The organism is Massilia sp. YIM B02763, from assembly GCF_030412015.1.
GTDB lineage: Bacteria > Pseudomonadota > Gammaproteobacteria > Burkholderiales > Burkholderiaceae_D > Telluria.
Map to the genome: position 1 here is coordinate 159,376 of NZ_JASNRD010000001.1, position 26,366 is coordinate 185,741.

15 protein-coding genes are annotated in these 26,366 nt (G+C 68.1%); 3 read left to right on the plus strand and 12 right to left on the minus strand.

Translation table 11 applies throughout. From position 1 onward, the window contains the following. Positions 1–138 precede the first annotated feature (138 nt). The gene (locus QPK32_RS00695; RefSeq protein WP_290410859.1) at positions 139–1,083 is read right to left on the minus strand and encodes a polysaccharide deacetylase family protein; all 945 of its coding nucleotides are present in this window, start codon (positions 1,081–1,083) and stop codon (positions 139–141) included. Positions 1,084–1,213: 130 nt separating this feature from the next. On the opposite strand from QPK32_RS00695, the gene QPK32_RS00700 reads away from it, so the two are divergent. Then, the gene (locus tag QPK32_RS00700) at positions 1,214–2,134 is read left to right on the plus strand and encodes a S9 family peptidase (RefSeq protein ID WP_290410860.1); all 921 of its coding nucleotides are present in this window, start codon (positions 1,214–1,216) and stop codon (positions 2,132–2,134) included. A 101-nt stretch (positions 2,135–2,235) separates the two neighbouring features. Continuing rightward, the gene (locus QPK32_RS00705) at positions 2,236–3,966 is read left to right on the plus strand and encodes a glycoside hydrolase family 9 protein (RefSeq protein ID WP_290410861.1); all 1,731 of its coding nucleotides are present in this window, start codon (positions 2,236–2,238) and stop codon (positions 3,964–3,966) included. 118 nt (positions 3,967–4,084) lie between these two features. On the opposite strand, the gene QPK32_RS00710 is transcribed toward QPK32_RS00705, so the two are convergent. From QPK32_RS00710 to QPK32_RS00730, 5 genes are all read right to left on the minus strand, one after another. After that, positions 4,085–5,173, minus strand: a complete 1,089-nt coding sequence (locus QPK32_RS00710; protein WP_290410862.1) for an SGNH/GDSL hydrolase family protein — start codon at positions 5,171–5,173, stop codon at positions 4,085–4,087. A gap of 63 nt (positions 5,174–5,236) precedes the next feature. Beyond that, complete coding sequence (locus QPK32_RS00715) at positions 5,237–8,116, minus strand: TIM-barrel domain-containing protein (RefSeq protein ID WP_290410863.1); 2,880 nt, start codon at positions 8,114–8,116, stop codon at positions 5,237–5,239. Between the two features lie 129 nt (positions 8,117–8,245). Continuing rightward, entirely contained in the window at positions 8,246–9,922 is a 1,677-nt protein-coding gene (locus tag QPK32_RS00720; protein ID WP_290410864.1) for a DUF5597 domain-containing protein, read from the minus strand. Positions 9,923–10,006: 84 nt separating this feature from the next. Further along, positions 10,007–13,093 carry a TonB-dependent receptor gene (locus QPK32_RS00725; protein WP_290410865.1) on the minus strand — a complete coding sequence of 1,029 codons (3,087 nt, stop codon included), beginning with the start codon at positions 13,091–13,093 and terminating at the stop codon, positions 10,007–10,009. Between the two features lie 205 nt (positions 13,094–13,298). Then, positions 13,299–15,470 (minus strand): exo-alpha-sialidase, encoded by a 2,172-nt coding sequence (locus QPK32_RS00730; protein ID WP_290410866.1) that lies wholly within the window; start codon positions 15,468–15,470, stop codon positions 13,299–13,301. 625 nt (positions 15,471–16,095) lie between these two features. On the opposite strand from QPK32_RS00730, the gene QPK32_RS00735 reads away from it, so the two are divergent. After that, positions 16,096–17,673: an aldehyde dehydrogenase (NADP(+)) gene (locus tag QPK32_RS00735; protein ID WP_290410867.1), complete on the plus strand. Its 1,578-nt coding sequence runs from the start codon at positions 16,096–16,098 to the stop codon at positions 17,671–17,673. Positions 17,674–17,769: 96 nt separating this feature from the next. Here QPK32_RS00735 and QPK32_RS00740 read toward each other — a convergent pair whose 3' ends face one another. From QPK32_RS00740 to QPK32_RS00765, 6 genes are all read right to left on the minus strand, one after another. Next, entirely contained in the window at positions 17,770–19,551 is a 1,782-nt protein-coding gene (locus tag QPK32_RS00740) for an IlvD/Edd family dehydratase (RefSeq protein ID WP_290410868.1), read from the minus strand. Positions 19,552–19,567: 16 nt separating this feature from the next. Further along, positions 19,568–20,440, minus strand: a complete 873-nt coding sequence (locus QPK32_RS00745; RefSeq protein ID WP_290410869.1) for an SMP-30/gluconolactonase/LRE family protein — start codon at positions 20,438–20,440, stop codon at positions 19,568–19,570. After that, on the minus strand, positions 20,437–21,228 hold the full coding sequence (locus QPK32_RS00750) for an SDR family NAD(P)-dependent oxidoreductase (protein ID WP_290410870.1): 792 nt from the start codon (positions 21,226–21,228) through the stop codon (positions 20,437–20,439). Before QPK32_RS00750 ends, QPK32_RS00745 begins: the two co-directional genes overlap by 4 nt. Positions 21,229–21,258: 30 nt before the next feature. Continuing rightward, on the minus strand, positions 21,259–22,428 hold the full coding sequence (locus QPK32_RS00755; protein ID WP_290410871.1) for a fumarylacetoacetate hydrolase family protein: 1,170 nt from the start codon (positions 22,426–22,428) through the stop codon (positions 21,259–21,261). A gap of 14 nt (positions 22,429–22,442) precedes the next feature. Further along, the gene (locus QPK32_RS00760; RefSeq protein WP_290410872.1) at positions 22,443–24,830 is read right to left on the minus strand and encodes a glycoside hydrolase family 3 N-terminal domain-containing protein; all 2,388 of its coding nucleotides are present in this window, start codon (positions 24,828–24,830) and stop codon (positions 22,443–22,445) included. 296 nt (positions 24,831–25,126) lie between these two features. Then, on the minus strand, positions 25,127–26,245 hold the full coding sequence (locus QPK32_RS00765) for a LacI family DNA-binding transcriptional regulator (RefSeq protein ID WP_290410873.1): 1,119 nt from the start codon (positions 26,243–26,245) through the stop codon (positions 25,127–25,129). Positions 26,246–26,366: the final 121 nt, after the last annotated feature.

A 26,366-nucleotide genomic window follows, 5' to 3' on the forward strand; every position in this document is an offset into this window, starting at 1 on the left:
GCGACCCGGCCGGCAACGAAGGTTTTCGAGCATCGACATGCAAAAATCCGTGCTGGCGGCCCGCGCGGGGCATGCGGGCGCGGGCCCTGCATGCCCCGTTATATCGATATCATCAAACTGTCTGATGCATGGGCGGGTTCAGCGGCACAGCTGGCCGTGGTCGCCGACAGGCGTGACCACCGGAACGCCGTCCAGGTCGGTGCGCCGCTCCTGTGCCTTGCGCTCCATGAGCGCCCCGTTGCCGGCACCCGGGCTGTCGTCGCGGTAGGCCGCATCCGCCTGCGCCTGGGCCAGGGTCACATAGCGCGCCCCGGCCGCGTCGAGCCGGTCCAGCACGGCCGGCAGCGTCGCCGCGCTCCAGGCCCCCAGGTGGGTCAGCAGCACCTGCGGCACCATCCGTCCATACAGCCGCTCCGACAGCGCCTTGTTGCGGGCGATCTGCTCGTCGATGCGGCGCAGGTAGTCCGCCTTCATCTTCTCGACGGCGCCCGCATCGCCCTTGTCCAGGCAGCGCGCGTACGCATCCGTATAGGCCCAGTCGTCGAAGCCGAGCGCCACGTCGGCCACGCGGTAGCCCTGCGCCTTCAGGCGCGCCAGCGCCTGGTCGTGGCGCTCCCCCTTGCCGCCCGCGTCGAGGAAGGGATAGCGCAGCCAGTGCCAGTCGTCCTCGCCCATGCGCTCGCCCAGCAGGGCCTCGTTGGCGGCGGCGTCGTCCAGCCAGGCCTGCAGCGACGGGGCCTGCGACAAACCAAGGTGGCTGAACGTGTGGTTGCCCAGCGGGTAGCCGGCCTGGCGCCAGCGCACCAGTACCTCGGCGCTGCCGGGGTGCTCGCGCAGGCCCTTGCCGTTGACGAAGCCATAGGCCTCGGGTACGCCGTGGCGTTTCAGCGTGTTGATATAGGACTGGGCGATGCCGCCGCGCGTCAGGCCGCGCGGCAGCGGCCCGTGCACGGGCAGGTCGTCGACGGTGACGGCGACGTCGAAGCGGTCGGCTGCGGCGTCGGCGGCGTCGGCGGCGGCCGATGGTCCCGCGGCGAGGAGCGCGCCGCACAGCAGCGCAAGTAAACGAAGGGGTGGTTTCAAGCGTCTGTCTCCGTGGTCCGATGGCTCGATTATTCCCCGAACCATGCCGATCATGCAATCGCCGCACTGGATACGCGGCCACGAATGGCCGTATCATGGACGGATCGCCAACCCGACAGGACCTTCCCGCATGCGCCAGCTCCTCGCCCTCGCCGTCTTGACAGCTTCCGTTTCCCTGGCCGTCCACGCCGCGCCGGCCGCTTCGCCCGTGATCCCGCGCGGCGTCGTCGCCGATCCCGCGCCCGATGCGCGGCATCCCGCGGCCAACCGCCAGGTGCTGATCCTGAACCAGGGCAGCGGCATGAACGCGCTGTTCATGCTGGCCGCCGGCAGCGGCCCGAAGCCGACCATGCTGCTGCTGCACGGCCTGCCCGGCAACGAGCAGAACCTGGACCTGGCGCAGGCCGCGCGCCGCGCCGGCTGGAACGTGCTGACGCTGCACTACCGCGGCAGTTGGGGTTCGGCCGGGCGCTTCTCGCTGGCCGGCGCCGGCGACGACGTCGATGCCGCCATGGCTTACCTGGAGCAGGACGAGAACGTGCGCCGCTTCCAGATCGACACCCGGCGCATCGTCGTCGCCGGCCACAGCATGGGCGGCTTCTTCGCCGCGCGCTACGCCGCCACCCATGACGACGTCGCCGGCGCCGTCCTGCTGGATCCCTGGAATATCGGCGCCTCGGGCAAGGAAGTGCGCGCCCATCCGGAAACGCGCCAGGACCGCATCGCCGCCATGGGCGAGGATTTCGGCACCAGCCTCGCGGGCACCGACGCCGCCGCCCTGATGCGCGAAGTCGAGGCCCATGCGGACGACTGGGACCTGGCCGGTTTCGCCGACGGCCTGGCGCGCAAGCCCCTGCTCGTGATCGGCGCCCAGCGCGGCCTGGCACCCGGCCTCGCGCCCGTGGTGGCGGCCGTCAAGTCCAGGCCGGGCGCGCAGCTGCAGTCGATCACGCTGCCGTCGGACCACGCGTTCGCCGACCACCGTATCGCGCTGGCCGCGGCCACGGTGCGCTGGCTCGATGCGCGCGCCAAGCCTTCAAAGGGACGCTGAGCGCAGGTTCGGCGCGGCGCGCGCGCCGGTTGACCAGGCTTCATGCGGCCGGTATCGTTGATGAAGAAATCGATTTCACCATAACGATACCAGGAGACCGCATGATCCCTTCCCGTCCGCGCCTGCTCGCCGCGTGCGCCTTGCTGCTCGGCGCCGCCGAGGCCACCCACGCGGCCCATGCCGCCGACGCCATCCAGGTCAACCAGCTGGGCTTCCTGCCCGGTTCCCGAAAGCTCGCGATGGTACCGGCGACGGCGGCCGGGCGCTTCCAGGTGAAGGATGCCGCCGGCAAGGTCGTGCTCGAGGGCCCGCTGGGCAAGGCGGCGACGTGGGACGCGTCCGGCCTCGCCGTGCGCACGGCCGACCTGTCGGCCCTGCGCGCGGCCGGTACCTACCGCATCGCCGTGGCCGGCGTGCCCGATTCCACGCCATTCCCGATATCGCCGGACGCCTACCGTCTCCTCGACGCCGGCGCCATCCGCGCCTATACGCACAACCGCGCCGGCATCGCGCTCGATGCGCGCGTGGCCGGCGCCTGGGCGCGCCCGGCCGGCCATCCCGACGACCGGGTCCTCGTCCACCCGTCGGCCGCCTCCGCCAAGCGTCCTGCCGGCACCGTCATCGCCAGCCCGAAAGGCTGGTACGACGCCGGCGACTACAACAAATATGTCGTCAACTCGGGCATCAGTACGTACACGCTGCTGGCCGCCTACGAGCACTTCCCGGCGTGGTTCGACAAGCTTGCGCTCGACCTGCCGGAAAGCGGCAACGGCCTGCCCGACCTCGTCAACGAAACGCTGTGGAACCTGGACTGGCTGGCCACCATGCAGGACCCCGGGGACGGCGGCGTGTACCACAAGCTGACCAACTTGTCGTTCGACGGCATGGTGATGCCCGACAAAGCGACGGCGCCGCGCTACGTGGTGCAGAAGACGACGGCGGCCGCCCTCGACTTCGCCGCCACGCTGGCCGCGGCCAGCCGCGTGCTTGCGCGCTTCGACGGCAAGGCGCCGGGACGTTCGCAGCGCTGGCTTGCCCAGGCGGAAAGCGCATGGCGCTGGGCCGTCGCCCACCCCGCCGTGCGCTACCGCCAGCCGGCCGACGTCAAGACGGGGGAATACGGCGACGACAAGCTGGACGACGAATTCGCCTGGGCCGCCGCCGAACTGCTGGCCGCCACGGGCAAGGCCGAATACCGGGATCCGGCCCAGGCGGCCCAGGCGGCCGGCAGCGCGCGCAAGACGGAACCCGACTGGGGCGACGTGCGCGCCCTCGGCTGGATCACGCTCGCCGGCCAGCAGGAACGGCTGCCCGAGGATGCGGCGGCGGCGCGGCGCCAGATCGTGGCGGCCGCGGACACGCTGCTGGCGCGCTGGCAGGCATCGCCCTACCGCCTGGCGATGGCCGGCAAGGACTTCATCTGGGGCAGCAATGCCGTCGTGCTGAACCAGGGCGTGATGCTGGTGCAGGCTTACCGCATCACGGGCAAGCGCGACTATCTCGACGCGGCCCAGTCCGCGCTCGACTACACGCTGGGTCGCAATCCACTAGCGGTCTCGTACGTGACGGGCTTCGGCACCCGTTCCGCCATGCATCCGCACCACCGCCCGTCGGTGGCCGACGGGATTGCCGCGCCGGTGCCGGGCTGGCTGGTGGGCGGCCCCAATCCGGGCCAGCAGGACGCGAAGGATTGCAAGGCGGCGTACGCGGCGCAGGCGCCGGCGCTGTCCTGGCTGGACGACGCGTGCAGCTATGCGAGCAACGAGGTGGCGATCAACTGGAATGCGCCGCTCGTGTACGTGGCGGCGGCGTTGCAGGTGCTGGAACGCTGACCTGGAAACCGTCGTCCCTGCGAAGGCAGGGACCCAATGTTGCTGGCGCCGCGTTGGCGCATACGGAAACCGGGTCCCTGCCTGCGCAGGGACGACGTTGGTCAAGTTCGCGCTGTCTCTACCACCCCATCTTCTGCTTGATGAACGCCGTCAGCTTCTGCGCGTTCTGCTGGTGCTGGAACACGCGCGGGTGATGACCATAGCCCGTGAACGGGAAGAACACCGTGTCGATGCGCTTGTCCCCGTCTTCCTTGCGCATGCGCTCCACCGCCGTCTTCACGTAGCCGGGCCATGGGGAGCCAGGCCGCGTGGCGTCCATGCTGCCCAGCGCGCACACGATGTAGGCGTTCGGGTAGAGCTGGCGCACGCGCGTGACGAACTTGCGGTAGGCGGCGATGCGGCCCTCGTCGTCCGGCTCCGGCTGCAGCTTGTGGTCGCGGCCGATGAGCCAGGAGTCGTTCTGCATCAGGTTGACGACGACCACGTCCGGCGTCCAGCGCTTGAAGTCCCACTGCGTGTCGTTGTCGCCGACGGCACTGAGCTGGTCGTAGAAGTCCGGCATGGTGAACGGGAACCAGCTGATCATCACACCGATGCCGCTCTGTGTCGTCATGTGCAGTTCCGCGTTCAGCTTGCGCGCCGTGATGGCCGCGTACGACAGGTAGCTGTTCTTGTCGCGCTTGACGGCATCGTCGCCGTTGAACGGCGCCTCGTTGCCCATGCCGCTCGTGATCGAGTCGCCGAAGAATTCGATATGGCGCTTCGGGCGCGGCGGCGGCGCCAGCAGGGTCGCGCCGTCGTCCAGCGCCAGGCCGCGGAACGTGGTCGTCCCCTCCTCGCCCTCGGTGCGCTTGAAGATCAGGAAGCTGTGCTTGCCAGGCGCAAGGCCTTGCGCGACCTCGTAGGTCTGGCTGCCCTTGGCGGCCTGCAGGATCAGCGGGCTCGCGTCCTGGCCGTCGATGATCACGTTGAAGTAATTCAGGCCACGCTCGTCGTCCAGCGTCACGGACAGCGAGGTGCCCGTGAAGTTGCCGGCGATCTGGGTCGCGGGCCAGGAGATGACGGGCGCCTGCGGGTCGGCGAAGTCGATGCGGCCCGTGTATTGCAGGTTCTTGTCGCTCGGTGCGACTTGCGTGGCCGCGAAGGCGGAACCGGCGTACAGCAGGCCCGCCAGCAGCGCGGCGCAGGTGTTCAGGGTAGTCTTCATGCTATTCCTTCGAAGTGAACAACCCGGCCGCCTGCGCGACCGGGCTGCGTTGCCATCTTGCGATTACAGCTTGATCGTCACCGGCTTGCCGTCGTAGTCGACGGTCTTGTCGGCCGCATCCAGGTCCGCCGCCGGCACCACGCCCTGGCGCAGCACGCGCACCTTGAACTGGCGCTTGGCGACCATGCCCTTGTACTGGCCGGCGCGCGCGCCGATGGTCACCGTGCCCGCCTTGTCGTCGTAGCTGACGGGAATGCGGCTCGCCTCGCCGCGCTCATAGGCGTTGCTGACGCCGTCGTCCTCGTACAGGCTGGCCTGGCCGCTGGCGCCGGCGACGACCTGCAGCACGATCGGCGCATCCGGCTTCTCGTCCACGTACTGCGTCACGGGTCCCGTCGTCACGATGCTGCCCACGCGCAGGAAAACGGGAATGCGGTCGAGCGGCGCATCGACGGCGGCCGTGGTACCGCCTTTGTGGCGCATACCCGTGTCGAAGTCGACCCAGTCGGCGCCGGCCGGGAATACCACCGCGCGCTTGCGCGCCTCGTAGCTCGTCACCGGCGCCACCATGAAGGCGGGGCCGAACATGTACTGGTCCTTGATGTCCTTGACGCGCTCGTCGTGCGGGAAGTCCATCACGAGGCCGCGCATCATCGTGCCCGAGTTGTAGTGGGTGTCAGCCGCCATCGTGTAAATATAGGGCATCAGCTGGTAGCGCAGCTTCAGGTAACGGACCAGATTGTCGCGCATGGCCGCGTCGTCGCCGGCGATATTGTAGATCTCGCGCTTGACGACTTCGCCGTGTGAACGGAACAGCGGCGAGAACGCGCCGAACTGGAACCAGCGCCAGTTCAGTTCACGCCATTCGCGCATGTCTTCCGGCTTGGCCTGGTTCGACGTCGTCGCGCGGTTCTCCTGGGCCGAGCCCACGTCGCCGCTCTGGAAGCGGTTTTCCTGCGCATAGCCGCCGATGTCGTGGGTCCAGTTCGGAATGCCCGACATCGACATGTTCACGCCCGACGCGATCTGGTCGTACAAGTTGTTCCAGCGGCCCGCCGTGTCGCCGCTCCAGACGGCCGTGGAATTGCGCTGGATGCCGGCGAAGCCCGAGCGCGACAGGATGAACTGGCGCGTATCCGGCTGGTCGCGGCGCAGGTGCGCGACCATGCCGCCCGAGTGCACCAGGCTGTAGGGATTGAAGGTGATCTCGCCGGGGCCGTAGACGGTGGGGCCGATCAGCTTCTTGAAGTCTTCCAGGCGCGAGTTCGACAGCACGTCCGGTTCCGTATTGTCCATCCACCAGGCGTCGAAGCCCAGGTCCACCACCTTCTTGATCTGGCGGTAGTAGATGTCGCGCGCTTCCTGCGTGTACGGATCGTAGTGGCTGTTCTTGTAGCCGGGGCCGACCCAGTCCAGCGCGCCGTCCTCCACGTTCTTCGTCCACATGTATCCCTTGGACGCCAGTTCCTTGTAGTTCGCCGTATTGGCGTAGAACTTGCCCCAGATGGAGATCATGATGCGGGCGTGCTGCTTGTGCACGGCGTCGACCATGCCTTTCGGATCCGGGAAGCGGACCTTGTCGAAGTCGTGCGAACCCCAGCCGTCTTCCGGCCAGTAGAACCAGTCCTGCACGATGTTATCGAGCGGCCAGCCGCGCTTGCGGTACTCGGCCACCGTGTCGAGCAGCTGCTGCTGGGTCTCGTAGCGCTGGCGCGATTGCCAGAAGCCGTACGCCCACTTGGGCATCATCGGCGCCTGGCCCGTCAGGGTGCGGTAGCCGGCGATCACGCGGTCCATGCTGTCGGCGCTGATCACGTAGTAGTTGATCGCCTCGGCGATCTCGGACGACATCGTCAGCGAATGGCGTTCCGGCGCGGGCAGCGGGTCGTTGTGGGTCATCGCCACCATGCCGCCCGACGCCTTCCATTCCAGGTGCAGCTTGACCGGCTTGTCCTTCTCGAACTTCACCTCGAAGTTGTGGTACCACGGGTTCCAGCCCTGGCGCCACACGTCCATGACCTGCTTGCCGTCGATGGACAGCGTGGCATAGTCCGAGGAATACAGCTGCATCTTGTGCACGCCTGCCTTCGGGCTCGCCATGGCGCCGTCCCAGACGACCTTGACGTCCTTGCCCGCCAGGTCCTTCATGGCGGGCAGTTCCTTCGGCCAGTATTCCGCCAGGTCCTTCAGGTACTGGTAGCTGATGTCCTTTTCCTGGCGCGTCAGCGCCAGCTTGCCGTCGATATAGTAGCGCGCCGTCAGGCCGCCGGGCTTGCCGTCGGCGTCCGTCAGCGTCAGGTCGCGCGACAGCCAGGCATAGGGCTTGGGATCGCCGAATCGGCTGATGCCGTTGTTGTCCCACAGGACGCCGTAGTTCTTGTCCGAGACGACGAAGGGCACGGCCGCGATCATATTGTGCTGCTGCAGCAGCACGTCCTCGCCGTTGTAGTTCATCTGGGCGTTCTGGTGCTGGCCCAGGCCGTAGTAGGCGTCCTTCGTGCCGTGGTTGAAGCCCTGCTTGATCGCCAGGTAGGGCTTGCCGCCCACCGTGACGGGCGCCATCGCTTCCGATGCCTGCGCCAGGAAGACCTTGCCGGCGGCGTCGAAGAAGCGCACCTGCCCGTCCTTGAGCGACACTTCGGCGGCGATCTTCGCCGCCTTCAGGCGCACGGTGCCGGCGCTGCCGCCTTTCGCATCCACGCTGAAGCTGCACCCGCACGGCTTGGCCACCGTCATCAGCGAGGGCGTCAAGGCCTTGCCGGCCTGGTCGAGTTTCAGCACCTGGACGATGTTATCACTCATCAGGTTCAGGCGCACCACCTTGGCGGCGCCCGCGTCCGGGGTCACCTCGATGCCGGTGGCGGTTTTCTGGTAGCTGCCGGCCAGGGCCTGGCTGCCGGCGGCCAGCAGCATGGCGGCTGCGGCGAGTCGGGTCAATCGCATATGTCTGTCTCCTTGATGTCGTTGCGCTGCGCCGTCGGCCTTGCGCAGGCAGGGGCCCAATCTTGCGTGCTGCCCGAGAAATTGGGTCCCTGCCTTCGCAGGGACGACGGCATGTGTGTGCGTACCGGGTCAGTACGTGCCCATCCGGACCTTGAGCACCGTCGGCGTCGCCGGCAGGTTCAGGCCGTAATCCGTCTGGTCGCCGTTCCAGTTGCGCTCCATGACCCAGTTGCCCCTGGCGTCGAAGTGTCCCTCCTCCACGCGCGCGAACATCGCGGGCTTGCCGGCATTGGCGCCCGTGCCGGACAGCTTGACGCGGATCTGCTGGCCGATCAGCACGAACTCGTTCGGTCCCGTCTGCGCGATGGCCACGCCGCCGGACGGCTGCTCGGTGCCGGCCATGTACTCGTTCTTGTCGCGCAGGTATTCGCGCTCGCCGAACTGGAATTCGCGGAACGACAGCGTCGCCTTCCAGCCGTCCATCTCGACGTGCTGGGCCGCGCGGTCGTCGCCTTCGGACACGCCGTACGTGCGGCCTTCGAACGCCCACTTCGCCCACTGGCGCTGCAGCGGCGCGAACACGCCGTAGATCTTCGCGAACGGCTCGACCATGCGCTTGTCGGTGAACTTCGCGCCGAGCGGATAGTTGCTGTACTCCGCATAGTCGATGCCGAACGGCGCCACGCCCAGCGCGCCCTTGCCGATGATCTGGTAGACGTAGCGCGCGTAGCCGGCGGCATTGCCCATCTCCGGCACCATCAGCGCATTGTCCGGGCGCTGGAACTGGCGCAGGATGGCGTCGACCTTGTTCGACTCCGGCATGTAGATGTCCGGGCCGGCGAACTCGATGTGCGGCGCCGCGGCGCGCCAGATGCCGAGCACGTCGTGGGTCGGGCCGCCGCTGGCGAAGTCCTTCTTCCACGGCGCGGCCTGCTCGCCCGGCTGCACGCCGGCGGGGTCGCGCAGGGCGTTGTTGACGAACATCGGCAGGTCGTAGACGGCGCGGCCGGCCTTGGCGATTTCCTCGATGTAGCTGGCGATCGCCCAGGCGTGGAAGTACTGGTCCGCGTACTCGCCGTAGACTTCGGCCCACGTGCCCTGCCGCGGATGCGATGCGGGCGGCTTCTGGCGGGCCAGCACGGCGGCCGGCACCGGCTGGCGGAACGCGCTTTCCGCACGCGCGCCATAGTCGCGCGCGACGCCATAGGTGCCGACCTCGTTCTCGACCTGCACCATGATGATGGTCTTTTTATCGCCGTCGATGCGCTTGATGTGCTCCATCAGCGCGACGAACGCCTTCTTGTCGGCCGCCAGCGTGGCTTCGCCGTGCGGCGAATGGCTGTAGCTGGTCTTGCCGTCCTTGTCGATCATGCGCGGGAACCGTGCATTGTCGAACTTGACCCATTCCGGCGTGTAGGCGGCGCCCGTGTTCTTCCAGGTGCCGAACCACAGCAGCACCAGCCGCATGTCGAGCTTGCGCGCTTCCTGGACCAGGGTGTCGACGTAGGAGAAATCGAACGTGCCTTCGCGCGGTTCGATCTGCTCCCAGGCGACGGGGATCTCGAGCGTGTTGGCGTGGGCATCCTTCAGCGCGGCCCAGACCTTGGGCAGCGCGGCGGGATAGTTGCTGGAGTTGTGGGCTTGTCCGCCCAGGATCAGATAAGGGGCGCCATCGACCATCAGGGCGTGGCGCCCGTCCTTGGCGACGATGCGGGGCATCTCGGTGGCCGCGTGGGCGGCGGCGAAGGCCAGTGCGACGCACAGGCCGAGCAGGCGCGTAGCGGTTTTCTTGGCAGGTTTCTTCATGCGCTGGAATATCCTCGTCGAGTCTCGTTCAGCAGAAGTGAAAAAAAGGCGGCGGGCCCGGAGGCACGCCGCCTTGCGCAACGCTTAGAACGAGTAGCGCAGCGATGCCGTGTAGCGCGGACCCGAGACGAACCAGGCGCGGCCCTTCTCGCCGATCGACTGCTGCATCAGCTGCTTGTACTTCGAGTCGGTCAGGTTCTGCGCTTCCACGCCGAGCGACAGGTTCTCGGTGAAGTTGTAGAAGAACGAGGCGTCCAGCTGGCCATAGGAGTCGGCATACACCGGCAGGCCCCAGGCGAGGTTGGTGGCGCCGACGGTCGGGCTGTTCGGGTTGGTGTCGGTGGCATCGGTACCGCGGGTACCGGACACGTTCACGCCCTGCAGGTTCTTCGAACGCCAGTTCCAGGCCAGGCGCGCCGATACGGGGCCCTTGTCGTACATCAGCGCGATGTTGTACGTGTTCTTCGACAGGCCTTGCAGCGGCAGGTCGCCGAATGCCGTGCCGTTGGTGTCGCAACCGTTCAGGCTCAGGTTCAGGTTGCTGGTGCCGCCGTCGCTGCCGGAGCAGTATGCCGAGAACACGGGGTTGTACAGCTTCTGCTTGCCATCCACGTAGGTGTAGTTGGCCTGCACGCCGAAGCCCGACAGCCAGCCCGGCAGCTTGTCGAAGTACTGCTGGTAGGCGATCTCGACGCCGCGTGCGGAGCCGCGCGCGCCGTTGACCGGGGCCGTGACGTTGAAGTTGTAGGTCTGGCCGTTGGCGCCCTGCAGCGGATAGCTGTAGGTCTGGTTGATGATGATGTCCTTCAGCCGCTTGTTGAATACGGCCACCGTCAGCGAGCCGGCCGGCGCGAAATACCATTCGGCCGTCAGGTCGACCTGGCGCGACTGGATCGGACGCAGGTTCGGGTTGCCGTCGCTGCTGCCGGTCAGGCTGATGTTGTTGACGATCAGGTTGTTGCCGACCAGCGTCGTGTCGTTGGTCTGCGACAGCGTGGTGTAGCCCTGCAGCTGGGTGAAGTCCGGACGCGAGATGCCCATCGCCGCCCCGAAGCGGAACTGCAGCTTGTCGGCGGCCTTCATGCGCAGGTTCAGGCTCGGCAGCACGTTGTGGTAGCTGTTGTCGTAGTCGCGCGCCTGCGAGAACGCGGCGATGTTCGGGATTTCCGGACCGGTGACGGTACCGCCCGCACCGGGGACGGGGGTCGTGGTCGGCGGCGTGAACACGGTATAGCCGCGCGCCGTCATCTTGGTGTTTACGTAACGCAGGCCGATATTGCCGTCGACCGGATGCTTCAGGTCGTCGAAGCCGAAGCGCAGCTGCGTGTAGAACGCGCCCGTCTTCTCGCTCTGCGAGTTGGTGCCTGCGGGGTCGGTGCCGAACGTCGCCGCGTTCCAGGTGCCGCAATTCGGCGCGGTGCCGTTGGTGGCGGCAACCTGGCGGCACAGCACGTCGTAGTAGCTGTGCAGCGTGGCGTAGCTGCCCGGGTAGCCGGTGGCCAGCGACGTGTTCGGGAACACCAGCGACGGCACGTTGGTACCGTTGTTGAAGAAGTTCGTGAACTGGTGGAGCTGGGTCTGGTTGCTGAAACGCGGATCGCTCAGGTAGGCCAGCTGCGGCACGCTGGTGCCGTTCGGTCCCGGCACGGCCAGCTCACCCTGCCACGGCTGGGTGATGGCGGCCCAGTTGTAGCTCGGATTGGTGTTCTGGGTGACGGCATCGCGATCCGTGAAGCGCACGCCGAAACGCACGTCGCGCAGCACCGGATGGTCGAACGCGTACTTGGCGTCGAGCTTCAGCGCCCATTCGTCCGCTTCGCTGCGGTCCATGTGCTCCTGGGTGAAGGCCCAGTAGTAGTTGTTCGGATCGGCCAGGAAGGCGCGCTGGGCGTCGGTGAACGTCAGCGAAGGCACGCTGCCGCGCAGGTCGATGGTTTCGTCCTGCATCTTGACGGCGGTGGCGACGGTCGAGTCGAAGCTGTGCGATTTTGCCTTGATGCGCTGGACGTCGGCGTCGAAGGTCCACTCGCTGCTCGGGCGCCAGGTCGTGTGCCAGGAAACGTCTGTGGTGTCCGACTTGCGGTTGGCAGCGCGGGTGTCGGCGCCGAAGTCCAGGCCCTTGTCGATGTCGTCGTACAGGGTGCCGGTCAGCAGTGCGCCGGAAGCGTCGTAGGTGGCGCCCGGACGCACGCCGATGTTATAGGTGCTGGCGGACGAGAAGATCGCCTGCTCGTCCCATTCCATCTTGTACTTCGACTTGAAGTAGGTCAGCGAGGAACTCAGCGTGGCATCCTTCTTCCACTGCAGGGCCGCATAGGCGCCTTCGCGCTTGCGGTCGAAGTTCAGCGTACGCCATTGCGAACCCTTCGGTATCCACACGGTGCGGCCCGGCTCGATGTTCGTGCGCGGATAGTAGGGCTCGACCTGGAAGGCGTCGGTACGGGTCGCGCTTTCCGAGTAGGCCAGGTCGACCAAAGCGCCGATCTCGCCGAAGCCCGTCTTCCAGCGGTCCGAGAACATCACCGAGCCGGACGGCGACCAGCTGCCCTTCTTCAGTTCCGAATACGTGTTCTGCAGCGAGACGGCGACCTTGCGGCCCTTGAAGTCGAACGGCATCGCCGTGCGCAGGTTCACCAGGCCGCCGATGGCGCCTTCGATCTGCTCGGCCGACGGGTTCTTGTAGATGTCGACGCCGGCCATCAGTTCCGGCGGGACGTCCTCGAAGTTCAGCGAGCGGCCGCCGTTTGCCGAGAACGAATCGCGGCCGTTCAGTTCGGAGCGCACGTAGGTCAGGCCGCGGATGTTCACGCCCGAGCCTTCGACTGAATAGTGCTCCGGGTCGCCCTTGGACATCGTGCGGTCGATGGTCACGCCGACCACGCGCTGCAGCACTTCGGTGACCGAGCGGTCCGGCAGCTTGCCCATGTCCTCGGCCACGATCGAATCGACGATCTCGTCGGAGTTCTGCTTGAGTTTCTGGGCCGAGTTCAGCGCGGCGCGCTGGCCCGTGACGACGACCACGTTGCCTGCCTGCTGCGGGGCCGGCGCATTCTGGGCACCCTGGGCGCCCACCTGCTGCTCGTTGGCGCTCTGCGCCAGTGCGGCGCCGCTGGCGAGCAGCGCGATTTGCGCTGCGGCGACGGCGATCGCGGTTTTCTGGAACTGTTTCATACTGTCTCCTATCGGCTGTCAATCGCATCCACGTTCGTGCGCGGATGCCTCTCTACTTCAAATCGCCGGCCACTGGCGGGCCGGCTTCATCGATGATGATTCTCGAATTCCTTCGCCCGCCGTCGCATGCCCCTCGTCGTATGCCCATCCGGGCATGAAATCGATTACGCGCACCGCTAAAGGTCGTCATCGCGGGTCTTTCCTGTCAGGGTATGGCGGGTTTGCCGAACACGATGCCGCGCCCGGCCGTGGTCATGTAGACCACGCCGTAGCGGTTCATGTCGCCGACGACCAGCTGGGCATCGCCCGGGCCGCCGTACTGGTGGGCGTCGTCGTTGATCCGGACCCACGACACGCCGTCGTCGATGGAGCGGTACATGCCGCGCACGCCGCCCACGGTGCCCCAGATATAGACCGCCGGGACGTCCTTGCCGGGCGCCGCTTTGCCGAAGCCGAGCGCGCCGCACCAGCGCACGCCCGCCACGTCGTCGAAGTGCGCGCCGCCGTCGCGCGAGCGGGCCAGGCCGCCGTCCTTGAGCGGCACCCACAGCTCGCCCTTGCGGCCGGGCGCCGCGCGCAGCAGGAGCGCACCGCCCGCCGGCAGCGACGCGCGCCGTGCGAAGCTGGCACCGCCGTCGCTGCTGGCCAGCAGCGCGCCCGTCGCCGCTTCGTACACATAGAAGGTCGCCGGATCGACGGGGTCGGCCACGGGACGCAGGTTGGCGCGCGTTAGCCCCTGCACCTCGGTCCAGCTGGCGCCGCCGTCGGCCGAGCGCCAGGTCGTCGCCGCACGCTCAGGGATGTGCAGGATGACGGCGCCGTCGGCCGACAGCGCGAGCTGGCCGCGGCGGCCTTTCAGCGCGACCGTCTTCGTCCAGGTGGCGGCGCCGTCGCGCGTGACGTACATGCTGTCGCCCAGGCGCGCCATGATCCGCGGCGCGCGCGCGGCCACGTCCAGGCCCGTCGTGGTGCCCATCTGCGGCGCGTGGATGCGGCCGTGGCGGGTCGGGTCGTCGTGCAGGTATCCGTCGATGTCGCCGATGGCCGACACGAGCGGCCCGCCGGGGATGCTGACGAGGCCCAGCGGCACCGTCTCCTCCATGCCGGCGACGGTGAAGGTCCAGGCGGCCGGCGCGGCGTCGATGTCGGCGGCGCGGAACACGCCATTGCCCGAGGTGACCCAGACGGCCTTGCCGTCGCCGCTGTCGAATGCCACGGAACCGGTCCAGTGGATGCCGTGGCCCTTCAGCCAGGGCACGCCGGCAGCTTCCTTGACGAAGCCGCGCCCGATCACGTCGGTCCAGTTCCTGCCGCCGTCCGTGGTCGTGAAGATGCGGTCGCCCTTGGCGTCGCCCTGCGCGAGGAAGGTATTGATGGTGGAGACGACGAGGCGCCGCGGGTTCTTCGGGTCCACGCCGACGCCCGCGAACGGCGTGGTCCAGCCGCGCGGCGTGATGTCGGTCCAGGTGCCGGCCGCGATGGCGTACTTGAAGACGGCGCCCCGGTTCGTCGGCTCCTTGCCTTCGCGGTCCGGATGCGGGCCGGCGCCGTTGGCGTAGGTGACGACGAGGTTGCCGGCGCCGTCGAGCGCGGCGCGCTGCGGCATCAGCCCGTCCGGGCCGCCCGTCACCGGCGTGAAGGTGGCGCCGCCGTCGTCGCTGCGGTACAGGTTCGCGCCGACGGAGGGCAAGCGCGACACCCCGGCGAACACGCGGCGGGCGCGGCCGCCGGCGACGCTGGCCGGATCGGGAACCACGAGATTGATGCCCACGTCGTTCGGCGTCGCCGTCACGGGCAGGCCCGTCACGCGGGTCCAGGTGTGCCCGCTGTCAGCGCTCTTGAACAGGCCGTCGCGGCGCGAGCCGAGGTACAGCAGCCTGCCGTCGGCCGGGTCGACCGCGAGGCGCTCGCCGTTCTGCCGGCCCATGCCGTTGCCGTGGGTCTTGAACTGCGCGCCGACGTCGATCGTCTCGAAGGTCTTGCCGCCGTCCTGCGAGCGCAGGATGGCAGTGCGGCCATCGTTCAGGTACTTGATTCCGGCGAGAAGGTAGACGGTGTTCGCATCGTGCGGATCGATGGCCAGGCCGTCGATGCCGAGGAATCCGGTCTGGTCTTCGGCGACCCAGTCGAGCAGCGGGATCCAGCGCTGCGCGCGCGGGTCCCAGCGATAGGCGCCGCCGACGTCGGTGCGGGCGTAGGCGACGCCGGGCGACGCGCGGCTCGGGATCACGGCGGTGACGAAGCCGCCGCCGCCGACCGCCACGCTGTCCCAGACATAGGCGGCGCGCGCGGGCGGCGCGTCGGCCACGGCCGCGCCGCCGGCCAGGGCCAGCGCTGCGCCCATGGCGGCAGCGATACGACGGAGCTTCACTGGCATTCCCAGCACTTCTTCACGCGGCCGGATGGCGCGCGGCGCAGCCGTGGACGGCGTACGAGCAAGAAGAAGAGAGGGAAAAGGCTGGCCCGCGAGGACGGGTGGTCGGCATGCGCATGGGTCTCCTGGCGTGATTTTTTGTTAGTTTGTTGTTATGTATATACGGAGAATGCTAAGCGAACGGCCGTAATCGTGGCAAGCGAAATGTTCGCGCTAACAACCGCGACGCATGGAATGTCGTTAACTTCGTGCATTTGCTTAACAAAAAACGGTGAAATCGAGTTCAGCACATCAAATTACCCGCCAGTGCCCGTTAAGTTGTTGTATTTAAGTGACATGAGACGCGTATGTTTGCGAGTAAGTTACCTGACATCAACATAGGAAGTGCCCGGAAACGCGAGATTTCGTGAGCTTCCTTTACGGACCGGACGGTTTCCGCACCGGATGCTCGCCGAAATCGTGCAATCGATTTCAAAATCGATGCAGGATCCCGATGCGCATCACCAACATCCCTCTTCCCTATGGTAGCGCTTAACAAATGGTGTTAATGTCTACACTTTCCGCTTTCCGCGCCAGGAGGCACCGCCTGGCGTCGTCGTGACCACAACACCTCAACCAAGGAGACACCATGACCATCCAGGGCGACATGATCATCGGCCAGCGCATCGTGCGCGGCAGCGCAGGCAGCGCCCGCGCCTTCAATCCGGCGACCCACGCCGAACTCGAGCCGAGCTTCGGCCTGGCCACGCGCGAGGACGTCGACGCCGCCTGCCGCCTGGCGGAAAGCGCCGTCGACCCCTACCGCGCCGTGCCGCTGGAAGCGCGCGCCGCCTTCCTCGAGGCGATCGCCGAGCGCATCCTCGAGATCGGCCCGCTGCTGATCGAGCGCGCCAGCGCGGAATCGGGCCTGCCCGCGGCGCGCCTGGAGGGCGAGCGCATGCGCACCATGAACCAGCTGCGCCTGTTCGCCAAGGTCGTGCGCGACGGCCGCTTCCTCGACGCGACCCTGGACAGCGCCCTGCCCCAGCGCACGCCCCCGCGTCCGGACCTGCGCCTGCGCAAGATCCCGCTGGGTCCCGTCGCCGTGTTCGGCGCGTCCAACTTCCCGCTTGCGTTCTCCGTCGCCGGCGGCGACACGGCATCGGCGCTGGCGGCCGGCTGCCCCGTGGTCGTGAAGGCCCACAATGCCCACCTGGGCACGTCGGAACTGGTCGGCAAGGCGATCCGCCAGGCCGCCATCGACAGCAAGATGCCGGAAGGCGTGTTCTCGATGCTGATCGGCGAAGGCAACCAGATCGGCCAGGACCTCGTGACGCACCCCGCCATCAAGGCGGTCGGCTTCACGGGCTCGCGCGGCGGCGGCCTGGCGCTGGTGGCCGCGGCCAATGCGCGCAAGGAACCGATCCCCGTGTATGCGGAAATGAGCAGCATCAACCCGTTCTTCCTGCTGCCGGGCGCGCTGGCGGCCGGCGGCGCCAAGCTGGCGCAGGGCTTCGTCGACTCGCTGACGCTGGGCGTCGGCCAGTTCTGCACCAACCCGGGCCTCGTCATCGCCATGGCCGGCCCGGACCTCGACGCGTTCCGCGCCGCGGCCATCGATGCGCTGTCCGCCAAGGGCGCCGGCACCATGCTCACCGCCGGCATCCACCAGGCCTATGCCGGCGCCATCGAACGCCGCTCGGGGATCGCCGGTGTCGAGCTGGTCGCCCAGGGCGGCGCCGACGGCAGCGGCTGCGCCGCGCGCGCCGCGCTGTACCAGGCGGACGCCGCCACCTTCGTCGCCAATCCGGCGCTGGAAGACGAGATCTTCGGCCCGTCCTCGCTGATCGTCGTCTGCCGCGACGAGGCCGAGCTGCTGCAGGTGGCGCGCCACGTCGAGGGCCAGCTGACGGCCACGATCCATGCGAACGCGGATGACCGCGCGCTGGCCGCGCAACTGCTGCCGGTACTGGAGCGCAAGGCCGGCCGCATCCTGTTCAACGGCTTCCCGACCGGCGTCGAGGTATCGCACGCGATGGTCCACGGCGGCCCGTTCCCGGCGACGTCGGACAGCCGTTCGACCTCGGTGGGCGCGTCGGCGATCGAACGCTTCGTGCGCCCGGTGTGCTACCAGGACGTGCCGGCGGAACTGCTGCCGGTGGAGCTGCAGGATGCGAATCCGCTGGGACTGGTGCGGGTGGTGGATGGGGAGTTGAAGCTGGCTTGACGGGGTTGCTGCGGTGGGCACGAGGTGCCCACCCAACCGCTCGATCATAACGTCGCCCCTGCCTGCGCAGGGGCGACGGTGTTGATGAGTTGCGCTTTAGTGGTTATGGCGCGGCATGTCGTCCGCCACGCCGCGGTACTTGAGCGCCAGTTCCATCACGCCGCCCGTGTGCAGCTGGCCCACGGTGGAACGGTAGATTTCCTGCCACGGCGTCTGGTTCGGCGGGATCGACGGGGGCGCGTCCTTGCGGCGCGCTGCCAGTTCCGCGTCGTCCAGCAGCACGTCGCAGCGGCCCGTGTTCAAGTCCACGCGCACGACGTCGCCCGTGCGCAGCAGCGCCAGGTTGCCCCCGGCCGCGCTTTCCGGCGACGCGTTCAGGATCGACGGGCTGTCCGAGGTGCCGGACTGGCGGCCGTCGCCCAGCGTCGGCAGCGCCATGATGCCCTTCTTGATCAGCGCATCGGGCGGCTGCATGTTCACGACTTCCGCCGAGCCGGGCCAGCCGATCGGGCCGGAACCGCGGATCACCAGCATCGTCTGCTCGTCGATGTTCAGGGACGGGTCGTTGATGCGGTGGTGGTAGTCGTCCGAACCGTCGAACACGACCACGCGGCACTCGAAACGGTTTTCCGCGCCGGGCGTGGACAGGTAGCGCGCACGGAAGGCCGGCGAGATCACCGAGGTCTTCATGATCGCGAAGTCGAACAGATTGCCCTTCAGGACCATGAAGCCGGCCTTTTCCTTCAGCGGATCGTCGAACGGGCGGATCATTTCGCGGTCGTGGCTTTCCTTGCCGACGAGGTTCTCCGCCATCGTGCGGCCCGTCACGGTCTGGCGTTGCGAACGCAGCCTGCCCTTCTGTTCCAGCTCCCACATGATGGCCGGGGTGCCGCCGGCGCGGTGGAAGCGTTCGCCCAGGTATTTGCCGGCCGGCTGCATGTTCAGCAGCAGCGGCACGTCGTAGCCCACGTCCATCCAGTCTTCCGGCGTGATCTCGACGCCCGCGTGGCGCGCCATCGCCACGATGTGCGGCTGGGCGTTGCTGGAGCCGCCGATGGCGGCGTTCACGACGATGGCGTCCAGGAAGGCGTCGCGCGTCAGGATCTGCGACGGACGCAGATCCTCGAACGCCATGCCGACGATACGCTTGCCCGTCTCGTAGGCCATCTGGCCGCGCTCGCGGTAGGGCGCGGGAATCGCCGAGCAGCCGGGCAGCGACATGCCCAGCGCCTCGGCCACGGCATTCATTGTCGATGCCGTGCCCATCGTGTTGCAGTGGCCGGCCGATGGGGCCGATGCGGTGGCGATGTCGATGAACTTCTGTTCGTCGATCTCGCCGGCGGCCAGGCGGCGGCGGCCTTTCCAGATCGCGGCGCCCGAGCCCACCAGTTCGCCCTCGAACCAGCCGTCCAGCATCGGCCCGCCGGACAGCACGATGGCGGGAATGTCGACGGTGGACGCGGCCATGATCTGGGCCGGCGTCGTCTTGTCGCAGCCCGTGGTCAGCACCACGGCGTCGATCGGATAGCCGTGCAGGATCTCGACCAGGCCCAGGTAGGCCAGGTTGCGGTCCAGCGCGGCGGTCGGGCGGCGGCAGTTCTCGAAGATCGGGTGCAGCGGGAATTCCATCGGGATGCCGCCGGCGTCGCGGATGCCTTCGCGCACGCGCTTGGCCAGCTCCAGGTGGATGCGGTTGCACGGGCTGATGTCGCTGCCGCTCTGGGCGATGCCGATGATCGGCTTGCCGGAACGGAGCTCGTCGGGCGTGATCCCGTAGTTCATGAAGCGCTCCAGGTAGAGCGCCGTCATGTCGATGCGCTCCTGGTTGTCGAACCAGTCCTGCGAGCGGAAACGTCGGGGGGTCTTTTGCTGGGTCATGCTCATTTACTCCTGCTCACTGCTGCAGCCGCAGCGCATGCTGCGGCAATCCGGCCACGTCGAGCCGGAACGTAAACAATCCGCCGGCCAGCGGTTGCGCGGCCAGTTCGTCGGGCGACAAGCCCTTGCGCGCCGTCGTCGCGTACACCGTGCGCAGGTCGTCGCCGCCGAACGCCAGCTTGGTGACGTTGGCGCACGGGAAGCGCACCTCCCCGGCCTTGCGGCCCTGCGCATCGAAACGGTCGATGCGCCAGCCGCCGAAGGTCGCCACCCACAGGTGGCCTTCGGCGTCGACGGCCATCCCGTCCGGATAGCCGCCGTCGGCGATCTCGACGAACACGCGCTTGTTCGACAGCGCACCGTCCGGCGCGACGTCGAACGCGTACACGCGCTTGTCGAGCGTGTCCGTATGATACAGCGTACGGCCGTCCGGGCTCACGGCCGGGCCGTTCGTGATGACGTAGCCGTCGTCCATGGTGCGCACGTGCGCGCCGTCGAAGCGGTACAGCGCGCCGCTGGCGGCCTCCTCGGCGTCGTGCATCGAGCCGAACCACAGCATGCCTTGGGCATCGACGTGGCCGTCGTTGAAACGGTTGTGTTCGAGGTCCGCCTCGACCTTCGCCAGCGGCACGAAGTCGCCACTCTCGGGCAGGAAGCGGTACAGGCCGTCGTCCAGCGAGCACACCATGCCGCCGTCGGCGGAAGGCACGATGAAGCTCACCTGGCCCGGCGCCGGCCAGGTGCGGCGGCCGCTGCCGTCCGGAGCGCAGCGCAGGATGCGCTTGCCCTTGATGTCGACGAACCAGACCCAGGGGCCGCGCGCATCCCACAGCACGCCCTCCCCCAGCAGCGCCTGGACGTCCCAGATGCAGGTGGGTTCGATGCTCATGCGCCGTACCATCCCGCATCGACGAAGTATTCGCGGCCGCTGCAGGCGCGCGCATTGTTCGACGCCAGGAACAGCGCCAGCGCTGCCACGTCCTGCATCTCCACGCGCGCCGGGACGCACTGGCCGGCCAGGATGCGCGCCTCTTCTTCCGGGTTGTGCCACAGCTTTTCCTGGCGCGGCGTGCGCACGGCGCCCGGGACGATGGTGTTGGCGCGGATGCCGAACTTGCCCAGTTCGCGCGCCATGCCGCGGGTCATGCCCTCGATGGCCGCCTTGGCCGTCATGTACAGGTCGAGCTGGGTGTGCGGCAGGTGCCAGGAGATGGAGCCGAAGTTCAGCAGCACGCCGTGGCCGCGCTGCTTCATGCCGGGGATCACGGCCTGGCTGCAGAAGAACTGGTGGCGCAGGTTGACGTTCATGCGGCTTTCCCAGTAGGCCGGCGTCACGTCCTCGATCTCGTGGCGGTCGTCGTTGGCCGCGTTGTTGAGCAGGATGTCGACGCCGCCCGCCTCCGCCTCGATGGCGGCGAAGGTGGCTTTCAGCGCGTCGATGTCGGTCAGGTCGCAGCGGACGAACTTGGGGGCGGCGGCGCTGCCGGCGAGCGACTGCTCCAGTGCGCGCGAGGCTTCCTCGGCGATGTCGAGGAACCAGACGCGGGCGCCCTGGGCGGCGAAGGCGGCGGTCAGCTCGCCGCCGATGCCGCTGCCGCCGCCGGTGATGACGACGCGCTTGCCCTTCAGGTCCGGATAGGTGGCGTAGACGAATGCTTCTTGCTTGGAGTGGGACATGGAATGTATTGGTCTCGAATGGGGGCTGATTCAGGATGCGGCGGCCAGCAGGCCGCGTCGCGCCAGGTTCTCGTAGAGGGCGCGCACGCCGAAGGTCCAGGGTTCGATGGCGTCGCTGCGCTCGACGGTGTTGACGAGCGTGCCCAGCGACGGGGTCGAGATGCTGACGCGGTCGCCCATGTGGTGGGTGAAGCCGCCGCCCTGCGCGTCGCGGTCCTTGATCGGCGAGAACATCGTGCCCAGGAACAGCATGAAGCCGTCCGGGTACTGGTGGTGGCGGGCGCAGGTCTGGGCGACGAGGTCGAGCGGATCGCGGCTGATCTCGCGCATGAAGCTCGCGCCGGCCAGTTCGAAGCCGTCGTCGACGCCTTCGATCAGCATGCGCACTTCGAGTTCGCGCACCGTGTCGATGGTGAACGTGCCGTCGAACAGGCGGATGAACGGGCCGATCGCGCAGGAGCCGTTGTTGTCCTTGGCCTTGCCCAGCAGGAGCGCGCTACGGCCTTCGATGTCGCGCAGGTTGACGTCGTTGCCGAGCGTGGCGCCGACGGCCTCGGCACGGCTGTTCACGGCCAGCACGATTTCCGGTTCCGGGTTGTTCCAGTGCGAGTTCGGGTGCAGGCCGACGGGCACGCCGTGGCCCACGGAGGACATCGGCTGCGACTTGGTGAACACTTCCGCGTCCGGGCCGATGCCCACTTCCATGTACTGCGACCACAGGCCGCGCGCCGTCAGCTCGGCCTTCAGGCGCATCGCCGCCTCGCCGCCCGGCTCGAGCTCCGAGAGGTCGGTGCCGATCGAGGTCTGCAGCTGGGCGCGCAGCGCGTCGGCGCGCGACGGGTCGCCCTTGGCCTGTTCCTCGATCACGCGCTCGAGCAGGCTGACGGCGAAGGTGACGCCGGCGGCCTTGATGGCCTGCAGGTCGCACGGGGCCAGCAGGCGCACGGCGCCGCCCTGGCCATTCGCGAGGTCCGCGGCCAGGCCCAGGTCCTCGCCGTCCGCGTCGCGCACGATGGCCAGCAGGTCGGCGCGCTCGAACAGCGCGGACACGGTCGGGGCGTGACGGGTGATGTCGACCACGCGACCCTTGCGCACGGCGACCACGGCGGGGCCGTCGATGGGCGCGCCGCGCCAGACGCGGCCGACCAGCAAGGCTTGCTCGAGGTCCTCGGGCAGCGGATTGGCTTGATGTGCTGTCATGTCGTCTCTCTTGGTTATGCCACCGTCAGCGTCGTCTTCTTGAGGTTGACGCTGTCCGGACCGGCGAAGATGGTGAAGGTGCCCGGCTCGACGGCGCGTTTCATGTCCGCGCCGTAGAAGGCCAGGTCGCCCGGCTTGATGTCGAAGGTGACGGTGCGCTGCTCGCCCGGCTGCAGGGTCACGCGCGCGAAACCCTTCAGTTCCAGCAGCGGCCGCGTGACGGAGCTGACGTCGTCGCGGATGTAAAGCTGCACGACTTCGTCGCCGGCCACGCGGCCGACGTTCTTCACGTCGACCTGCACGCGCGTGCTGCCGTTGGCAGCAATGCGTGCCTGCTCCAGGCGCGGAGCGGAGATGTCGAAACGGGTATAGGACAGGCCGTAGCCGAACGGGTATAGCGGCGTCGTGACGCCGTCGATGTAGCCGCGCCGGGTGCTCGGCTTGCGGTTGTAGTACATGGGCAGCTGGCCCGTGTTGCGGGCGATCGTCACGGGCAGCTTGCCGCCCGGGTTGGCCCGGCCGAACAGCAGGTCGGCCACCGCATGGCCCGTTTCCTGGCCCAGGTACCAGCATTCGAGCAGCGCGCCGGCGCGCTCGGCCAGCAGGTTGGCCGACAGCGGGCGCCCGTTCAGCAGCACCACGACGGTGGGCTTGTTCAGCGCGAAGATGGCGCGCGCCAGGTCGTTCTGCTGGCCCATCAGGTCCAGCGTCGTGCGGTCGCCCAGGTGGTTGTCGGCCCAGGCCTCGCGCGAGGTCTGCTCGTTGTCGCCCAGGACCATGACGATGGTGTCGGCCGACTTGGCCGCCTCGACGGCGTCGGCGATCAGGCGCGCGTTGACTTCCGGCTTGGTGAACTCGATCTCGTCCTTGCCCCAGACGTGGCCTTCCGTGATGCGCACGCCTTCCGAATAAGCCAGCTGGAAGCCCTGCGCCTTCGCCTCGGCCTGCAGGCCTTCGTACACGGAGACGACGTGGCGCGGCACGTCCGAATAGCCGCCGATGGGCGTGTCCTTCGCATGGGTGCCCAGCAGCAGCACCTTGCCGACCTTCTTGCCGTCCAGCGGCAGCAGGTTGCGCTCGTTCTTGAGCAGCACGGCGCTCTTCACCGCTGCCTGGCGCGCCAGCGCGACGGCGTCCGGCGTGGCCGTCAGCCCGTCGGCGCGGCCGGCATCGGCGTACGGGTTCTCGAACATGCCGGCCTCGAACTTCAGCTTCAGGATGCGGCGCACGGCGGCATCGATCTCGGCGACGGACACCTTGCCCTCGGCGACCAGCTCGCCCAGCTTCGCATAGCCCTTCGGGTCCGGGGTCTCGACGTCCACGCCGGCCTTGACGGCCTGGCGCGCTGCCTCCTTGACGTCCGCCGCCAGGTGGTGGCGCGTGACCAGTTCGTCGACGGCCATGTAGTCGGACACGGTGACGCCCTCGAAGCCCCACTCCTTGCGCAGCACGTCGGTCAGCAGCCAGCGGTTGGCGTGCGAGGGAATGCCGTCGATCTCGTTATACGAGGGCATGACGGCGGCGATCTTCGTCTCGCGCACGATCTTCTCGAACGGCGGGAAGAAGTCCTCGCGCAGCAGGCGCTCGCCCACGTTGGCCGGGCCGATATTGGTGCCGCTCTCCGGCTGGCCGTGGCCCGTCATGTGCTTGAGCGTGGCGTACACCTTGTCCGGCGCCAGCGGCAGCGTCTCGCCGGAGAAGCCGATGACGGCGGCCTTGCCCATGACGCCGCACAGGTGCGGATCCTCGCCGTAGGTTTCCTCGATGCGGCCCCAGCGCGGCTCGCGCGCCACGTCGACGACGGGCGCCAGCGCCAGGTTGGTGCCGCGCGCGCGCATCTCGCGCGCCGCCACGGAAAACACCTTCGTGACGAGGTCGGGATCGAAGCTGGAAGCCAGGCCGATCGCCTGCGGGAAACTGGTCGCGTCGCGCGCGACGTAGCCGTGCAGCGCTTCCTCGTGCATGAAGACGGGAATGCCCAGGCGCGTGCGTTCCATGGCCCACTTCTGCACGGCGTTGACGTAGTCGGCCGTTTCCTTCGGCCCGCGGTTGGCGGTGGAGCCATCGTTGCCGGCGGCGCTGGCCGCGCCCAGCTGGCGGTCCGACGGGCGCGCGAACATGCCGATCCCGTGCGGGTAGGCGGCGGCCGCCTTGGCCGGATCGAAGCTCGTGTCAGGGTGCTGCAGCGCGCCCTTGCCGATCCAGACGCACTGCATCTGGGCGATCTTCTCTTCCAGCGTCATGCGCTTCAACAAGTCGTCGACGCGGGCGCCGACGGGGGCGCCGGATTGCTTGTAGAGGGGCGTTGCGCCTGCCGCGGCGGCGAAGGCGCCGCCTGGTACGACGGCCAGGCCGGCGATGCCGCCGACCGAGGCCAGGAATTCCCTGCGTTTCAATGCCATCGTTGTCTCCCTGCTCTTTTAGTCAGTCGCAGGAGGCAGTCCGCCCGGGATCGCTGGGAACGGCGGGGACAGGCATGCACGACGGACGTGCGCCTGCGACGCCGTCGCGATAGGTCGGGTGAAGCATGGAATGTCTCCTGTCGTTTTTATGTGTCGCGGCCGATTCCAACATCTGGATAACAGGAATGTTACCGCAACCATTCGAGTCTATACGGCTGGGCGAGGCGTTGTCAACGAATTATTCCGGCAGGGAGAAACCGCGCATCGCCGCTCCAGCAATGGCGACGCGCACTGGCTCAGCGGGCGCGGTCCTGCTTGGCACTACGCGCGGGCAGGCGCGCCGGCGGCCGGATGCGCGGCGCGGCGTCGGACTGGCGGCGTACCAGCTCGAAGTCCATGCGCACCTGTTCCGGCTCGGCGGCGCCGCCCTCGCGCTGGGCGCGCACGCGCCGCACCAGCGCCTGCACGGCCTCGCGTGCCATCTCGGCGATGGGCTGGCGCACGGTGGTCAGTTCGGGCCAGATGGTGGTGGCGAGCGCCGTATCGTCGAAGCCCGTCACGGTCAGGTCGCCCGGCACGTCCAGGCCCAGGCGGTGGGCGACGGCGACGGTGGCGGCGGCCATGTCGTCGTTGCTGGCGAAGATGGCGGTGGGACGCTCGTCCAGGGCGAGCAGCTGTTCGGCCGCGTCCAGGCCGGAACGGTAGGTGAACATGCCTTGCACCACCAGTTCCTTCGACGCGTCGGCATGCTTGTCGGCGATGGCGGCGCGGTAGCCCTCCAGGCGGCGGCTGCTCGCCGTCTGGTTCGGGTGGCCGACGACGAAGCCGATGCGCTGGTGGCCCAGCGCCACCAGGTGGTGCGTCATGTGGTAGGCGGCTTCGTAGTCGTCGATGCTGACGGCGCCCACGCGCGCATCGGGCGAGCCGCACGCGACGACCACGACGGGGATGCCGGCGCCGGCGATGGCGCCGACGATCGCCTCGCTGTCGCACAGGGGCGGCGGCAGGATGATGCCGTCCAGGCCATTGCCGATCAGGCGGCGCGCATGCTCCGCCTCCTGCTCGCCCGCCTCGCACTTCTCGACGAACAGCTGGACGTTGTTCAGGCCCGACTGGGTCAGGAGGCCAACAAGGAATTCGGACAGGTAAGCGGCGCTCGGATTACTGTACAGGAAGCCGACCCGGATCGGCTTGGACCCGGCCAGGTTGCGCGCTTCCTGGTTCGGGGTGTAGTTCAGCGCGGCGACGGCTTCGGCCACCTTGCGCCGCGTGCTGTCGCGCACCAGGCCCTTGCCGTTCATGACGCGCGAGACGGTCATCGCCGAGACGCCGGCCAGCTTGGCGACATCGGCCATCGTGGGTTGGCCGCGCCGCTCCAGGTCGTCCTGGGTGGCTTCATCGTTGGCTTTGCTCATCGCTCGGGGGTCCTGTATGACGTGTTATCGGGCGCAGGGCGCGCCGCTGTGTTTTCATCATCTTAACATAGGCGGTTGCGCTAACATGGTGCCTCCCCCTGCGGCGGCCGCCCGGAACGAG

Coding starts and splice junctions, on each gene's coding strand:
- QPK32_RS00700 (WP_290410860.1), top strand. CDS start 1,214: ATGCGCCAGCTCCTCGCCCTCGCCGTCTTGACAGCTTCCGTTTCCCTG.
- QPK32_RS00705 (WP_290410861.1), top strand. CDS start 2,236: ATGATCCCTTCCCGTCCGCGCCTGCTCGCCGCGTGCGCCTTGCTGCTC.
- QPK32_RS00710 (WP_290410862.1), bottom strand. CDS start 5,173: ATGAAGACTACCCTGAACACCTGCGCCGCGCTGCTGGCGGGCCTGCTG.
- QPK32_RS00715 (WP_290410863.1), bottom strand. CDS start 8,116: ATGCGATTGACCCGACTCGCCGCAGCCGCCATGCTGCTGGCCGCCGGC.
- QPK32_RS00720 (WP_290410864.1), bottom strand. CDS start 9,922: ATGAAGAAACCTGCCAAGAAAACCGCTACGCGCCTGCTCGGCCTGTGC.
- QPK32_RS00725 (WP_290410865.1), bottom strand. CDS start 13,093: ATGAAACAGTTCCAGAAAACCGCGATCGCCGTCGCCGCAGCGCAAATC.
- QPK32_RS00730 (WP_290410866.1), bottom strand. CDS start 15,470: ATGCCAGTGAAGCTCCGTCGTATCGCTGCCGCCATGGGCGCAGCGCTG.
- QPK32_RS00735 (WP_290410867.1), top strand. CDS start 16,096: ATGACCATCCAGGGCGACATGATCATCGGCCAGCGCATCGTGCGCGGC.
- QPK32_RS00740 (WP_290410868.1), bottom strand. CDS start 19,551: ATGACCCAGCAAAAGACCCCCCGACGTTTCCGCTCGCAGGACTGGTTC.
- QPK32_RS00745 (WP_290410869.1), bottom strand. CDS start 20,440: ATGAGCATCGAACCCACCTGCATCTGGGACGTCCAGGCGCTGCTGGGG.
- QPK32_RS00750 (WP_290410870.1), bottom strand. CDS start 21,228: ATGTCCCACTCCAAGCAAGAAGCATTCGTCTACGCCACCTATCCGGAC.
- QPK32_RS00755 (WP_290410871.1), bottom strand. CDS start 22,428: ATGACAGCACATCAAGCCAATCCGCTGCCCGAGGACCTCGAGCAAGCC.
- QPK32_RS00760 (WP_290410872.1), bottom strand. CDS start 24,830: ATGGCATTGAAACGCAGGGAATTCCTGGCCTCGGTCGGCGGCATCGCC.
- QPK32_RS00765 (WP_290410873.1), bottom strand. CDS start 26,245: ATGAGCAAAGCCAACGATGAAGCCACCCAGGACGACCTGGAGCGGCGC.